At 40.8% G+C, this 13,616-nt stretch carries 13 protein-coding genes and 1 riboswitch; of the genes, 6 read left to right on the top strand and 7 right to left on the bottom strand.

Annotation, left to right across the window (positions count from 1 at the left end; genetic code table 11):
* Nucleotides 1-49: 49 nt before the first annotated feature.
* The 7 genes from QVO88_RS05480 to QVO88_RS05450 all read right to left on the bottom strand — a co-directional run bounded on the left by QVO88_RS05480 (nt 50) and on the right by QVO88_RS05450 (nt 10,275).
* Nucleotides 50-688, bottom strand: a complete 639-nt coding sequence (locus QVO88_RS05480) for a folate family ECF transporter S component (protein WP_022287511.1) — start codon at nt 686-688, stop codon at nt 50-52.
* A 117-nt stretch (nt 689-805) separates the two neighbouring features.
* Nucleotides 806-907: riboswitch (THF riboswitch) on the bottom strand.
* Nucleotides 908-945: 38 nt separating this feature from the next.
* Complete coding sequence (gene pfkA, locus QVO88_RS05475) at nt 946-1,908, bottom strand: 6-phosphofructokinase (protein ID WP_022287510.1); 963 nt, start codon at nt 1,906-1,908, stop codon at nt 946-948.
* Between the two features lie 129 nt (nt 1,909-2,037).
* The gene (locus tag QVO88_RS05470; protein WP_022287509.1) at nt 2,038-3,864 is read right to left on the bottom strand and encodes a PASTA domain-containing protein; all 1,827 of its coding nucleotides are present in this window, start codon (nt 3,862-3,864) and stop codon (nt 2,038-2,040) included.
* A gap of 127 nt (nt 3,865-3,991) precedes the next feature.
* Complete coding sequence (locus QVO88_RS05465; RefSeq protein WP_022287508.1) at nt 3,992-4,774, bottom strand: zinc ribbon domain-containing protein; 783 nt, start codon at nt 4,772-4,774, stop codon at nt 3,992-3,994.
* A 129-nt stretch (nt 4,775-4,903) separates the two neighbouring features.
* On the bottom strand, nt 4,904-7,141 hold the full coding sequence (locus QVO88_RS05460; protein ID WP_022287507.1) for a DNA topoisomerase (ATP-hydrolyzing) subunit A: 2,238 nt from the start codon (nt 7,139-7,141) through the stop codon (nt 4,904-4,906).
* Between the two features lie 5 nt (nt 7,142-7,146).
* On the bottom strand, nt 7,147-8,271 hold the full coding sequence (locus QVO88_RS05455; protein ID WP_022287506.1) for a DUF6688 family protein: 1,125 nt from the start codon (nt 8,269-8,271) through the stop codon (nt 7,147-7,149).
* A gap of 21 nt (nt 8,272-8,292) precedes the next feature.
* Nucleotides 8,293-10,275, bottom strand: coding sequence for a type IIA DNA topoisomerase subunit B (locus QVO88_RS05450; RefSeq protein ID WP_022287505.1), 1,983 nt, complete (start codon nt 10,273-10,275; stop codon nt 8,293-8,295).
* A gap of 210 nt (nt 10,276-10,485) precedes the next feature.
* Between QVO88_RS05450 and QVO88_RS05445 the strand changes: the two genes are divergently transcribed.
* From QVO88_RS05445 to rpsI, 6 genes are all read left to right on the top strand, one after another.
* On the top strand, nt 10,486-11,250 hold the full coding sequence (locus QVO88_RS05445) for a hypothetical protein (protein WP_022287504.1): 765 nt from the start codon (nt 10,486-10,488) through the stop codon (nt 11,248-11,250).
* Between the two features lie 232 nt (nt 11,251-11,482).
* Nucleotides 11,483-11,806: a hypothetical protein gene (locus tag QVO88_RS05440; protein ID WP_288177800.1), complete on the top strand. Its 324-nt coding sequence runs from the start codon at nt 11,483-11,485 to the stop codon at nt 11,804-11,806.
* 10 nt (nt 11,807-11,816) lie between these two features.
* A complete protein-coding gene (locus tag QVO88_RS05435) occupies nt 11,817-12,284 on the top strand; it encodes a hypothetical protein (RefSeq protein ID WP_022287502.1) in 468 nt (155 codons plus the stop codon).
* Nucleotides 12,284-12,490, top strand: coding sequence for a helix-turn-helix transcriptional regulator (locus QVO88_RS05430; RefSeq protein WP_022287501.1), 207 nt, complete (start codon nt 12,284-12,286; stop codon nt 12,488-12,490). The genes QVO88_RS05435 and QVO88_RS05430 overlap by 1 nt, the downstream gene beginning before the upstream one ends.
* 393 nt (nt 12,491-12,883) lie before the next feature.
* On the top strand, nt 12,884-13,312 hold the full coding sequence (gene rplM / locus QVO88_RS05425) for a 50S ribosomal protein L13 (RefSeq protein WP_022287500.1): 429 nt from the start codon (nt 12,884-12,886) through the stop codon (nt 13,310-13,312).
* A 16-nt stretch (nt 13,313-13,328) separates the two neighbouring features.
* Nucleotides 13,329-13,616: 30S ribosomal protein S9 (gene rpsI, locus QVO88_RS05420; protein WP_288177798.1), on the top strand; the 288-nt coding region annotated here is incomplete at its 3' end.

Raw genomic sequence — 13,616 nt, 5'->3', positions numbered from 1 at the left:
TTGTATATTTTCACGCAAAAAGCAGCGACATTTCTGTCGCTGCTTTAAATCATGTATTTGTCGCTTTATGTCCAAACTGTGTTCTTACTTTTTCATAAGCAAACTTCACAGCAGGCAGGAATAACATGAGCAAGATCAGATCCACAGGGAGCTGGATAAGATTTTTCGCTATTCTCGGTGTACAGTATGTAAGAAAACCGCTCATTCCTTCTTTGGTGAGGTTTGTGATGCCAAAAGTCTTGTTTACATAAAGTGTATACAGGAAATAAGAATTAAGACCTATATTACAGAAAAGTATAACACTTCCTCTTGCAATTGCGATCCTTATGTAGCTTTGAAGCTTTTTGTTGTTAAAATCGCACTTATACAACAGACAGCCGTAGATGATACCTGAAATAATAACTACCATTGCAAGCTGTGGGCTGTAGGCTCTCGGAGATTTGTTCTGCACTATATATCCTAGAAAATCAAGAACAAATGTAGACATTCCGCATACCACAGGTCCGTAAAGCATACCTATAGTACAGGTTGCAAGAAAAGTGAAACCGATCCTCAAGTCAGGCGTTACCTCAATGGAAAATGACCTGATAGCAAACGCCAACGCTATCAGTATTCCTGCTGTTGTTAATGTTCTAAGATCTTTCAGTGACTTGAAAGAGTCATAGAACATTCTTCCGAAGCTCTTCATAAATTTACCTCCTTATTCTGCGAGCTTGTCGCTTTGTGCATAACGGAGCATAAAAACAGCTCTGCACACTACCCATGCGGGATGTGCAGAGCCGCTATAAAAAGCTTCAATTACACATTCAGCGGGATGCGAAAACCGAACCGCAAAGATTCTGCCTTTTTCGTTCCGACGGCAACTCCCCGTCCGACGGACACTTAACGCTCAGTTTTCTACTCTGTAATATGTCAAAGTCTTAAAGACTCAGACCTCATGAAAAATTAGAATGCAGTTTCATTGAGGATCTTGTAAAGCTCTTCCTCGAAAGGCTTCTTCATTGAAAGAGCCTCCTGAATATCTACATCATATATCTTGTTGTCCTTCATACCAACAACTCTGTTGCCAATGCCCTGCTCGAGCAGTTCAACAGCGTGATAGCCCATTTCAGTTGCGACAACTCTATCTCTTACTGTAGGAGAGCCGCCTCTCTGAACATGACCGAGAATAGTAGCTCTTGACTCGACACCAGTAATATCCTGAAGAGTTCTTGTGATATACTCTGTCTTGCCAACACCCTCAGCAACTACAATGATAAAATGTGTCTTGCCTGACTTCTTTGTCTGCTCCATCTTCTGAGCAATAGCATTGAGGTCATAAGGCTTCTCAGGTGTGATAACAGCCTCAGCGCCTACAGCAGCAGCAACGTTGATAGCAATGTGACCAGCGTTTCTGCCCATTACCTCAACTACTGAACATCTGTCATGTGACTGTGCTGTATCTCTGATCTTATCGATCATTTCCATAGCTGTGTTCATAGCTGTGTCATAACCGATAGTATATTCTGTGCATGAAATATCGTTGTCTATAGTACCAGGCAGACCGATACATGGGATACCCTGTGCTGAAAGGTCAGCCGCACCTCTGAATGAGCCGTCACCACCGATAACTACAATACCGTCAAGGCCCATTTCAAGACACTTATCTCTGCCCTTCTTTACGCCCTCGATATCTCTGAATTCAGGACATCTTGCAGTATAAAGACAAGTACCGCCTCTCTGGATTATTCCTGAAACAGTTCTTGCATTCATCTCAATAACTTCACCGTTAAGAAGGCCGTTATATCCTCTGAGGATACCTACGACTTCCATACCCTTTGCAAGACCAGCTCTGCATACTGCTCTGACAGCAGCGTTCATTCCCGGAGCATCTCCTCCGCTGGTAAGTACACCAATTTTCTTAGCCATGTAAAATACCTCCAAACCAGGAAACAATTTATCCTGTTACTTTCCTAATAATCTATAATGAGCATAGCACAAAGCCCCTGAATTGTCAAGGGCTTTGTTTATTTTTTAACATTTTATTAAACGTTTTCGTTATTCAGCAGGCACAACAGCCGGAGCTGGTGTTGTTTCAGAAGAGCTGCCTGTGTTCGTATCAGGCTTAGGCTCTGTTGCCTTTGTTGTAGTGGTCGTAGTAGTCACAAGACCTGCGGAAACTGTAACTGTAAGCACATCACCATTTTTAACATTCACAGTGTTTCCAACATTAACGCTTGTCGCCATAACATATCCTGCAGAAACAGAGCTTGAGAAATCGGTAACGACCTTATACTTGATATTATAAGAATCAAGTAGCTCAAGGTAAGCCTTCTTTGACAGACCAGAGAAATCAGGAACAGGAACATTTTCAGGGCCTGCACATACTTTAAGAACAAGCTCATTTTTCAAAGACGGATCAAAATCAGTACCCTCTGGTATGCTCTGCTCTTTAACAACGTCCTTATCGTCAACATCAGAATAATAATATTCAGCCTTGATAGTAAAATCCTCACCAAGTTGTTTTACAACAGTATTGTATTCCAGACCCACAACGTTAGGCATTATAGCGCCATAGCCATATTCTGACTGACTTTCAGCATCAGTCACCTTAGGCGTAGCAACTGTGGTGCTGTAAACGAATACCTCGCTGTCAACCGCATCTGCATCATCAGAAGAAATGACCTTATCCTCAGACGAATCATTATTGCTGTCCGACGGACCTGAAAACAACTCATATAGCAGAAAAACTGAAAGCAAAAGCACTATCACAAGCACCGTCCAACCTATTATCGTAGCCGTTTTATTCTTAGGCTTTTCTTCCTCACGAGTCTGCTGTGGCATTTGCCTTGACTGCGTCCTTTGTCTTGGAACATGCTGTATAGGAATAGTCTGAGTTGAACCCTTAGGGTGTTCCATATGCGTTGTATGCTGCTCAAAAAGTGCAGTAACAAGCTCAGAAACTGTCTGTATTCTTTCTTCGCCACGAACTCTCATAGCTCTTGAAAGAACTCGTGAGATATGCTGTGGTATTCTCGGATTGACTCTGCAAGCTTCGACCATAGTATCATTCTTTGTACGGGTATAAGCGTCAAGGGGCATACAGCCTGTTAGTATTCTATAAAGAACTGCAGCAAGTGCATAAACGTCAGTCCATGTGCCCTGCCATTCTAACGAAGAATATTGCTCAGGGGCGGTATATCCTGAATAGAACTCAGGAGAAAGCCCTGTATTAGATGTTCTTATAGAACTTATGCAAAAGCCTGTAAGTTTAAGCTCACAATCAGTTGTAACAATAATATTTTCAGGAGATATTCCCCTGTGTATGATACCTGCATTATGTATAATGCTCAATGTTGTAAACAATGGCACAAAAAGCTTTTTGACTTGTTCCCATGTGAGAAAGCCTGTATTCGACTGTAAAAATTTCTTTAGCGTCACGCCCTCCACATATTCGAGTATGACATAGGTCGTATTATTCTCGCAAAACATATCCTTTGCCGTGGCGATATGCTGAAGATTTCTCATGCGTGAAAGAACTTTGTTCACGTCTGCAAACTCAGACATAAATGTCTTATACTTAGCCAGACAATCTGGATTCACCACAAGTCGCTGACTTTCGCTATCTCTTTCGCAAAGAGTGTCAGGCATATACTCTCTTGCCACACACTTGCATTTGCCAACCATATCGTAGCAAATGTAAGACGCACCCTCACCATTATATGAAAGCATTTTTCCGACTATATATCTGTTGTCAAGCACTGTTCTCGGTGCAAGATAAGCCTGTAAATGTGGGATATCGTCGGTATAGCTACAATAATGACAGCGACCGTCAGAACCAAGTTCGTTCATACAGCCCATACATAATTTAGTACTAGGATCCATACCGAACCTCCTTTTTACGTTATTCATCAATTTATATTAGCAACAAACCGAGCATAAGTCAAGTTTTTTTGTGAAATTGTAGAATTTACGCAACAATTTGTATTTCTTTTGTAACATTATGACCCTTTTACAGATACTCAGGATAAATAAGCGTAGAAGAATAATACAGATACTTATTATCCGTATCGAACGTTACATTAAGCACCACAGGCTGATCATCACCTGCGTCATTCTCATACCAATAGCGGTATATATAATTTTTAGTGTCTTTTGACCATACGATGCCGTAATATTCAAGGTCTATGGCATCTGACAAGCCATTCCACTTTGCTCCTTGTTCAAACTTATCAAGGTTGATAGCTTTACTCTTTTTTTCACCGTTTGCATTGTTTTTAAGCACCTTGAAATTTGAATATTTTACAGTTTGTATACGTTCTTCATCATCAACAGTAACAAGCGCTGCCCATTCAGGATAATTTATACCATCAACATTAACACTGTCATCAGACTCAATGATATAATCAAAATTCAGTGCTTTGTTCACTCCCTGAAAAGCAGATTCGTCCTTAAAGTGCATATCAAGCTTTTTCTGAGCCTTTGCAACATCAACGCCGATATATTCAGAAATGCTCTCAGCGGTGTTTTCACCCTTTCCGCTTATAATATTCACAACGATAAGGACGACAAGCACCACAAGGAGCACTACCGCCACTGTTATAAGAATAAGCTTGAGCTTGCTTTCAGACAATTTATGTTTTTTCTCGCCCACTATTTCCACATTTAGCGGTTTATTCTGCTTTTTGAAACGCTTCATGATAGATGTATTTTTGTCTGGTCTTAATCTTGTGTCACAGTTAGGACAGAAAATGTCATCATCGTCAACTGACTTGTGGCATTTAGGACACTCCATAGAAACAACTCCCTTTTGCAACATCCGTGCATTTGCACACTTTTTCAAAACAAGTATACCATAATCTCTGTAAAAAGTCAACAAACGAAAAACAGCGGACAGAAGTCTATCCGCTGTAAAAAACATATATCAGAAGTGCATCTGGTCAGGGTCTTCGATATCCTTTGCAAAACAGCCTGCAACAGGTATCGTTTTGCTGCGATATTTTGAAAGGCCTGCTGCTGTATCATCGTCAACGATAAATGCCTTATCAACAACTGCATTCTTCGCTTTAAGTGTCATGACCTGAACGCCTATAGTATCTCTCGTGGACTTAGGCATAAGAAGCGCTGTATCAAATATCATTGCTCTGCCGTTAGTTGTGCGAAGCATTATCTCAGCGTTATCCTGCACAAAGAACATTCCCACAAGCTTAGCCTTTGCAGAATAAGCATTGGCAAGCTTCTTTCTGTTGGTCTTTGTTTCATAGGCATTGAGCGGCACTTTTGCCACCTTTCCGTTTTCAAAACAGAATATCATATAGCCCGAATAATCTACAGTATTCACCATGGACACAACGCCCTCACCGTCATCAAAACCAAGCTTTGCAGGAATATAGTCGCCAAGAGAGCTTGCCTTTGTGTCGGCAAACTGCGATACCTTGGTCTTATACACAGCCGCCTTGTCTGAGAAGAACAGAAGCTCCGTTTTGTTGGTGCTTTCCATTTCCTGAAGCGGACCGTCGCCCTCTTTATACTTCTGCTCGCTTGCCATTCTCAGTGATTGCGGAGTACATTTCTTGAAATAACCGCTTTGAGATAAGAAAAGCTTGCAGGCGTAATCAGGGATATCGTCATCTATGTCTATCTCCTCGATATCAGTCTTATAATAGAACTGAGTTTTTCTTGGCTGACCATACTTCTTTGAAACTTCCTTTAATTCGGAAATGATGATATTCTTTATTTTTCTGTCGCTTCCAAGAATATCTTCAAGCTCTGCAATAGCTTTTTCAAGGTCCTCAGTTTCGGCAGTTCTTTTGAGGATATACTCACGGTTAAGGTGTCTGAGCTTTATTTCAGCCACATAATCAGCCTGTATCTCATCAATGCCGAAACCTATCATCAGGTTTGGAACGACTTCGGTTTCTTCTTCTGTTTCTCTGATTATCTTTATAGCCTTGTCGATATCGAGAAGTATTTTTCCAAGACCTTTCAGAAGGTGGAGCTTGTCTTTCTTCTTTGCAAGGTCAAAGCTTGTTCTGCGTCGAACGCAATCCATTCTGAACGCTACCCATTCTTTAATTATATCATAAACGCCCATTATTCTTGGATAGCCGTGAACAAGTATATAGAAATTGCATGAATACGAGTCCTGAAGCGGTGTCAGCTTATAAAGCTTTTGCATAAGCTTGTCAGGGTCTACGCCCTTTTTGATATCTATACCTATTTTCAGACCGTTAATGTCCGTTTCATCACGGATATATGATACCTCTCTTATCTTGCCTGCCTTAACGAGAGCAATTATCTTCTCGATTATTGCTTCAACTGTGGTAGTGGCAGGTATCTCAACGATCTCAAGACACCTTGACTCCTTGTCATACTGATATTTTGCTCTCAGCTTAACAGAGCCTTTTCCTGTGCGGTATATCTTATCAAGCTCCTCCTCATCATATAGAAGTGAAGCACCGCCCGGAAAGTCAGGTCCTTTCAGCGTTTCAAGAGCGTTGAAATCAGGATTTTTCATAAGTCCGATAGTTGTCTCGCAAACCTCGCTGAGATTGAACGGACAAACTGATGAAGCCATAGAAACGCCTATACCAACATTTGCATTAACAAGTATTGACGGATAAGTAGCAGGAAGCAAGGTCGGCTCTGTGGTGGTGTTATCATAGTTAGGAACAAAATCAACAGTGTCCTTGTCTATATCTCCGAAAAGCTCCTGACAGATAGGCATGAGCTTTGCCTCAGTGTATCGAGAGGCAGCATAAGCCATATCTCTTGAATATGCCTTACCGAAGTTACCCTTGCTCATTACATATGGGTGCAAAAGCGCTTCATTGCCCTGTGAAAGTCTTACCATGGTTTCATATATAGCACCGTCGCCGTGAGGATTGAGCCTCATGGTCGCACCAACGATATTGGCAGACTTTGTGAGCTTTCCGTTTAAAAGTCCCATTTTATACATGGTATAAAGCAGTTTTCTGTGTGAGGGCTTAAAACCGTCTATCTCAGGGAACGCTCTTGATACCAAAACGCTCATGGCATATGGCATATAGTTCTTTTCAAGGGACATTGTTATCTTTTCGTCTGCAACAAGTCCTGCACCCTCGATATATGCGTTATTATTTGGTTTAGCAGTCTTTTTAGGCTCTGCCTTTTTTCTTGCCATAAAATCTATCCTTTCATAAAGTTCGTAAGGTCGGTACACTTTTTGCCTGTATACTGCATAGCGATCCTGCTTTCGGGATCGGCGTCAAACATATACAGCACCGCAATAAAAATAAATTCAAGTGGTTTCATAAGGATATAGACCACATCAGCACGCAATTTCGTCGATATATGCTGTGAAATGGGATATCCGTGTTTATCGTAAAAGCTTCTCACACATTTGTGAAAACGTGGAAGCTTATCCTGTATAAGCTCTTCAAATGCGTTTGCAACACAAAGCTGTCTGTTCACAACTATCTTATCCCCACGCCGCAGACCCATTCGCTGAGGTTTGACGAGCTTAGCGTGTCCCCCTGCCGCAACTGTGCAAAGATAATGCCCTTGTGAGTAATCAGGCGGCGGAGGTATCTGCTGAGAAAACGTCCAATCGGCTGTTTCCGTGAAAGCCTTTACTATGCTGTCAGGGCGCTGTCCAAATAAAACAAGTATCAAAAGCATCACCGCAAGGAGCGGTATCATTGCCACAAAGCTGATAAGATACCAACCAAGGCTTTTTGTGAGAAGCTTATTAAGCCAGCCCATAAAGCCGCTTTTCTCCGCCGAATTGCTGAGATATCCCGTCTGCGCCTTTATTTCACGGCGAATGAGCCTTACGGACATAAGCATATAATTCATTGGAAAAACCAACATCATCACCGTGAAAAAGTTATCCATATTCTTCAAAAGCTGTATCACCAGCAGTATATCAAGCACATTGCCCATATACACCCCTGCAATGAGCATAGCCGCAAACAACGGCGGTTTTCTCTTTGTTATAACACTCAACAGTACAATGCACACCATAGCTATAAAAAACAGGAAGAAAAAACTAAACCTATACTCCCCTGCTATGGGTGTATGAAATTCCCCATGAACAGTTAGAGGAACATCATATTCAACGCCAAGACCTAACCCGTCAAGGTCAAAAACAGACAGCAGCGAACCGATTACCACCGTCAGCACATCAAACAGCGGTCTGTCCAATTCTTTAGGTGCATTCTCAAAAAGCCTTATAACATTTATTACTGTGAAAAACAATGGAAGTCCAACACATATCACAAGCGCAGACGACCATATAAAAATTGCGTCCATAATGCTCTCCACTCAAACAGCTTATGAAATATCTGCCATATCCAGATAATCAACACCATTATTGGTGATGAAATCTTTTCTTCCCTGCAGATCGTCACCCAAAAGCATATCGAACATCCATTGTGTCTGCTCGATATCGTCAGGCTCTATCTTTATAAGACGTCTTGTGGCAGGGTCCATTGTCGTAAGGCTCATCATCTCCGCCTCGTTCTCGCCAAGACCTTTTGAACGCTGGATATCAAACTTTTTATTGCCTATCATTTTGAGTATCTTTGTCTTTTCGTTCTCGTCATATGCAAAGTAAGTCTTGTCGGAAGTCGTTATCTCAAAGAGCGGTGACTCCGCAATATAAACATATCCTTTTTCAATAAGGGTCGGCACGAGCCTGTAAAGCATTGTGAGTATAAGCGTTCTGATATGGAAACCGTCAACGTCGGCATCGGTACAAATAACTATTTTGTTCCAACGTAGGTTGTCGAGATTAAACATGGATATCTCCTTGTTCTTGCCCGTCTTGACCTCAACTCCGCAGCCTATGACTTTTATAAGATCTGTGATTATCTCGTTCTTGAAAATCTTATCATAGTCAGCTTTCAAACAGTTGAGTATCTTTCCTCTTACAGGGATAACAGCCTGAAACTCTGCATTTCTTGCCATTTTTACAGAACCGAGCGCCGAGTCACCCTCCACGATATAAAGCTCACGCTGAGAAAGGTCTTTTGAACGGCAGTCAACGAATTTCTGCACCTGATTTGAAAGATCGATAGAACCTGCAAGCTTTTTCTTCAGGTCTATTCTTGACTTCTCAGCCTTTTCACGGCTTCTCTTGTTTACAAGAACCTGCTCTGCTATCTTCACCGCTTCGTCAGGATTTTCAATAAAGTATATCTCGAGATTGTGCTTTAAGAACTCTGTCATGCACTCCTTGATAAACTTGTTTGTGATAGCTTTCTTTGTCTGATTGGCATATGAAGTCTGTGTAGAAAACGAACTTGAAACAAGCACCAAGCAATCCTCGATATCCTGAAAAGTAATAGGCTTTTCGTTTTTCAGATACTTATTGTTGCTTTTGAGATAAGCATTTATCTGAGATGTGAAAGCACTCTTTACAGCGTCCTCCGGTGAGCCGCCATGTTCCAGAAAGCTTGAATTGTGATAATATTCAAGACATTTTACCTGATTAGAGAAAGTGAACGCCACAGAAAGCTTTACCTTGTAATCGTCCTTGTCCTCACGGTCACGACCCTTGCGGTCGCCTGTGAAAAACTGCACCGAGGTCAGAGGCTTTTCACCTGCTATCTCTGCAACATAATCAGCGATACCATTCTCATAATAGAACGTCTTTTCTTCAAAAGAATTGTTCTCACGCTGTATACGCAGGATAAATGTGATATTAGGGTTTACTACAGCCTGCTTTTTCAGAACGTCCTCAAAATATTCGTTCTCAATTTTTATATCAGTGAAAACTTCAAGGTCAGGTCGCCAATGTGTCTTTGTACCTGTCTTTTTCTGCTTTGTTTCTTCCTTTTTAAGACCGCCAACGTTTCTTCCCTTTTCAAAATGCAGGTCATACTTATATCCGTCACGGAAAACCTCGACGTCCATAAACTCAGATGAATACTGCGTCGCACAAGCACCTAGTCCGTTAAGACCCAACGAATATTCATAGTTATCTCCACCGTTATTATTATACTTGCCACCTGCATAAAGCTCGCAGTAAACAAGCTCCCAGTTATATTTTTTCTCACGCTGGTTATAGTCAACAGGACAACCACGTCCGAAGTCTTCCACCTCGATAGAATCGTCATTGTACTTTGTAACGATTATCTTATCGCCATGACCGTCACGAGCTTCGTCTATAGAGTTTGAAAGAATTTCAAAAACAGAATGTTTACAGCCCTCAAGTCCGTCAGAGCCGAATATTACCGCAGGACGCTTTCTTACTCTGTCCTCCCCCTTAAGGGATACTATATCTTCATTTGTATATTCCTTTTTATTTGCCATTTCTCATTTCCTTTCTTACGGATCTGAAGAATTTTTTACATACAAATTATATTATAACACAAAGTCAACGATTTTGTAAATACATTAATTAAACATTTTTCAGAACAATGCCGAACGTTTGTTTTGTTACTAATAAACAAAAACATAAGCTATTGATTATTTGAAAAAAATATTATATAATATAAGTAGCTTAAAAAATCGGAGGACAAAATGGATATTACAATAAATGCACCGCAGACCGAAAGCAACTCAAACTCTGCCAAAGCAATGTCCCTTAACAATGGGCTGATATGGTTCATATGCTTTGTTCCGCTTATCGGCTTGTTTCTTGAAAACTATGCAAACTCTGCCACCGCAGGAGCGTTCCTGTGGATACTTGTTCCGCTGTTCATGATAGGCTGTTCCATTGCAGATTGCAAACAGCTTATAAAGCATGGCATTGATGCGGCACACCTTTTCAAATGGGTATGGCTAACGCCTTTTTATGTTTATAAGCGTGAAAAGCTTTGCGGCAGAGAGCGTTATAAAGCAATAATGTGTGGATTTTTCATTATCGCTGCACTGTTCATGAATGGTTTTACGCAGAGCATAAAAATAGACAACAACTATATGCTCGTATCCGCACAGAACAGTTATGTGCAAAGCCTTGACAACTTTTCGGGAAATTCATCAAAGGTAATCGGTGAGTGCATAGCTTCTTATCTAGGCGAGGACGCAAAGTGGGATTGCACAAAGAACGGTCACAACTACACAGTAACAGTAAAAGGCAAACATGGCTCTGATAACTACACTATTTCCTTTTTAATAGTATATGACGGCTTCACCTACAGAAAATTCACCATTACAGACGTGATAAAAAATAAAGTTTCACTACGTGACGATGAATTTAGTGCTGTATGCAAAGAAATATTCACAGAAGATAAAAGCGACACCGACAGTAGCAACGAAGAAAGTTCAAATTCACAAACAGAATAATTTCATGAGCGGACTTTGTTCCGCTCTTTTTGTTGTCAGTGTACATAAATGTGTACAAACTGATATGGCACGATTTGTGTATATGCACAAAGGTGATAAATTTGTCACTTTTCTATTGACTTTGCAAGGTAAAAGTGATATTATTGTCACATAAGGTGATAAATAAATCACCTTATATATGCAGCTGTTTAAATCACAAACTGCGATAAAGAAAGGGCACACACTTACCAATGTGATAAATCTTATCGTATCTTTGGGAACGCTTGCGCTGATCGCCATATGCATAACAAAGATGATATCCACGGTTGGCAAAAGAGATACAAATGACGAGCTTACTCAGCAGACAACAGCAAAGGTCAATCAGACTTTTATAACGTTCCTGTTCACGATTGCCTGCCTGTTTATTTCAGTTATGACTTTGTTTTCCGATATTTTAGGAAGATTTAAGGTAACACTAAACGAATATGTTATAACGGGCTTGATATGGTTTTGCTATGCGGTGTACAATTTTATAGGGCTGTATTTTGAAAGTAAGTTCGATGATGATGAGAACTAGAGGGATAAAAATGAAAGAGAAAAAAGAAAAGAAAAAGATAACTCTGAGAGAATATCACAAAAAGCGTATGGCAACAGGAATTGCAATACTTGTCACAGAGATATTTGAAAACACTGTGGAGCATTACAAGCTTGATAATACAACATGGGCGACGGTGATATTCGTTGTGTTGGCTGCTATGACGGCTTTATTTGCAGTAATATGGCTGTATGCAAGCTGTCAGAAAGTTGACAAAGAGGATGAAATGGCAAAAGAAAATATGCTCAAGGCACATCAAAGTATCACAAAAATGTTTTTGATAATATTAGCAGTGGCGATCTTTATATCAATGTTCTGGGAAGGAAGTATAACCATAAAGATAAACAGCGACAGACTATATCAAGTATGGTTTATATTCTGGTTCAGTTATATGACCCTTGAAAGCGGATTTTTCCTCCACCATGAGGGCAAGCTCAGCACCGATGAGGAGGACGAGTAATGCCGGAGCTAAAAACAAAACTCAAGGAATATCGTGCCAAGCTTGACATGAAGCAGGGTGACCTTGCCGAAAAAGTGGGCGTCAGGCGTGAAACCATCATACGTCTTGAAAAAGGACAATACAATCCGTCATTAAAGCTTGCAATGGATATTGCAAAGGTATTTGGTGTATCTGTAGAGGATATTTTTTCATTCGAAGATGAATAAAGCTGAAAATACAGTAAAGCAGACGGTTTGCAGGATTTTGGTGCAGAAGAAAAGCATATGCTGAAAATGCAAATACAGACATATAAGCACATATTCTAACGTAGACAGTTAAATATTGAATATACGTTGCTTATGCTATGATTATCTTTAGTTTACGCCATATTACTGTGTATATTAGTGTAAAAGGCAAAAGTGAAATGAATTGTGAGAAATCGAGAGAAATGGAGCAAAACGAAGAGAATTAAAGAGAATGAGGGATATAAATTAAAAATTCAGCGTTTTGGCTATTGACAATCGTGAAAAGCTGTTGTATAATAGACATCGTTGTGAGTTCACAGGGCGAAAAATGCGGCTGTGAACAGACTTTTTAAAATTCTGAATGGAGGAAATAATATGTCAACTTATATGCCAAAAGCAGGCGACATTACTCGCACATGGTATATTCTCGACGCTGAAGGTCAGTCACTCGGTAGAGTTGCTGCTAAGGCTGCTCACATTCTTCGTGGTAAGCACAAGCCAACTTACGCACCACACGCTGACTGCGGCGACCATGTAATCATCATCAACACAGATAAGGCTGTTCTCACAGGCAAGAAGCTTGATCAGAAGTCTTACAAGTGGCACACAGGCTGGATCGGCGGTCTTAAGGAGATCAAGTATTCAGATATGATGGCTAATCAGTCAGACAGAGCTATGACAATTGCTGTTGAGGGTATGCTTCCTAACAACACACTTGGCAGAGCTGCTGCAAAGAGACTCAGAGTATACAAGGGTGCTGAGCATAACAATGCTGCTCAGAAGCCTGTTAAATACGAACTGTAAGGAAGGAGCAATTTAGATGTACGAATCAAAGCAGCCATATTTCTATGGCACAGGTAGAAGAAAACATTCTGTTGCCCGTGTTCGTGTTTACGAGGGTACAGGTAAGATCACAATCAACGGCAGAGACATTGACGATTATTTCGGTCTTGAGACACTCAAGCTCATCGTTCGTCAGCCATTTGCTGTAACAGATACAATGGATAAGTACGATATCGTTTGCACAGTAACAGGCGGTGGAGTAACAGGTCAGGCTGGTGCAATCAGACACGGTCTTTCAAGAGCTCTTCTTCAGGCTAGCGATGAG

Source organism: Ruminococcus sp. CAG:57 (genome assembly GCF_000435935.1).
GTDB classification, from domain to species: Bacteria; Bacillota; Clostridia; order Oscillospirales; family Ruminococcaceae; genus Hominimerdicola; species Hominimerdicola aceti.
The sequence above is the reverse complement of the archived record's forward strand: the minus strand, read 5'-3'. Positions and strand labels throughout refer to the sequence as shown.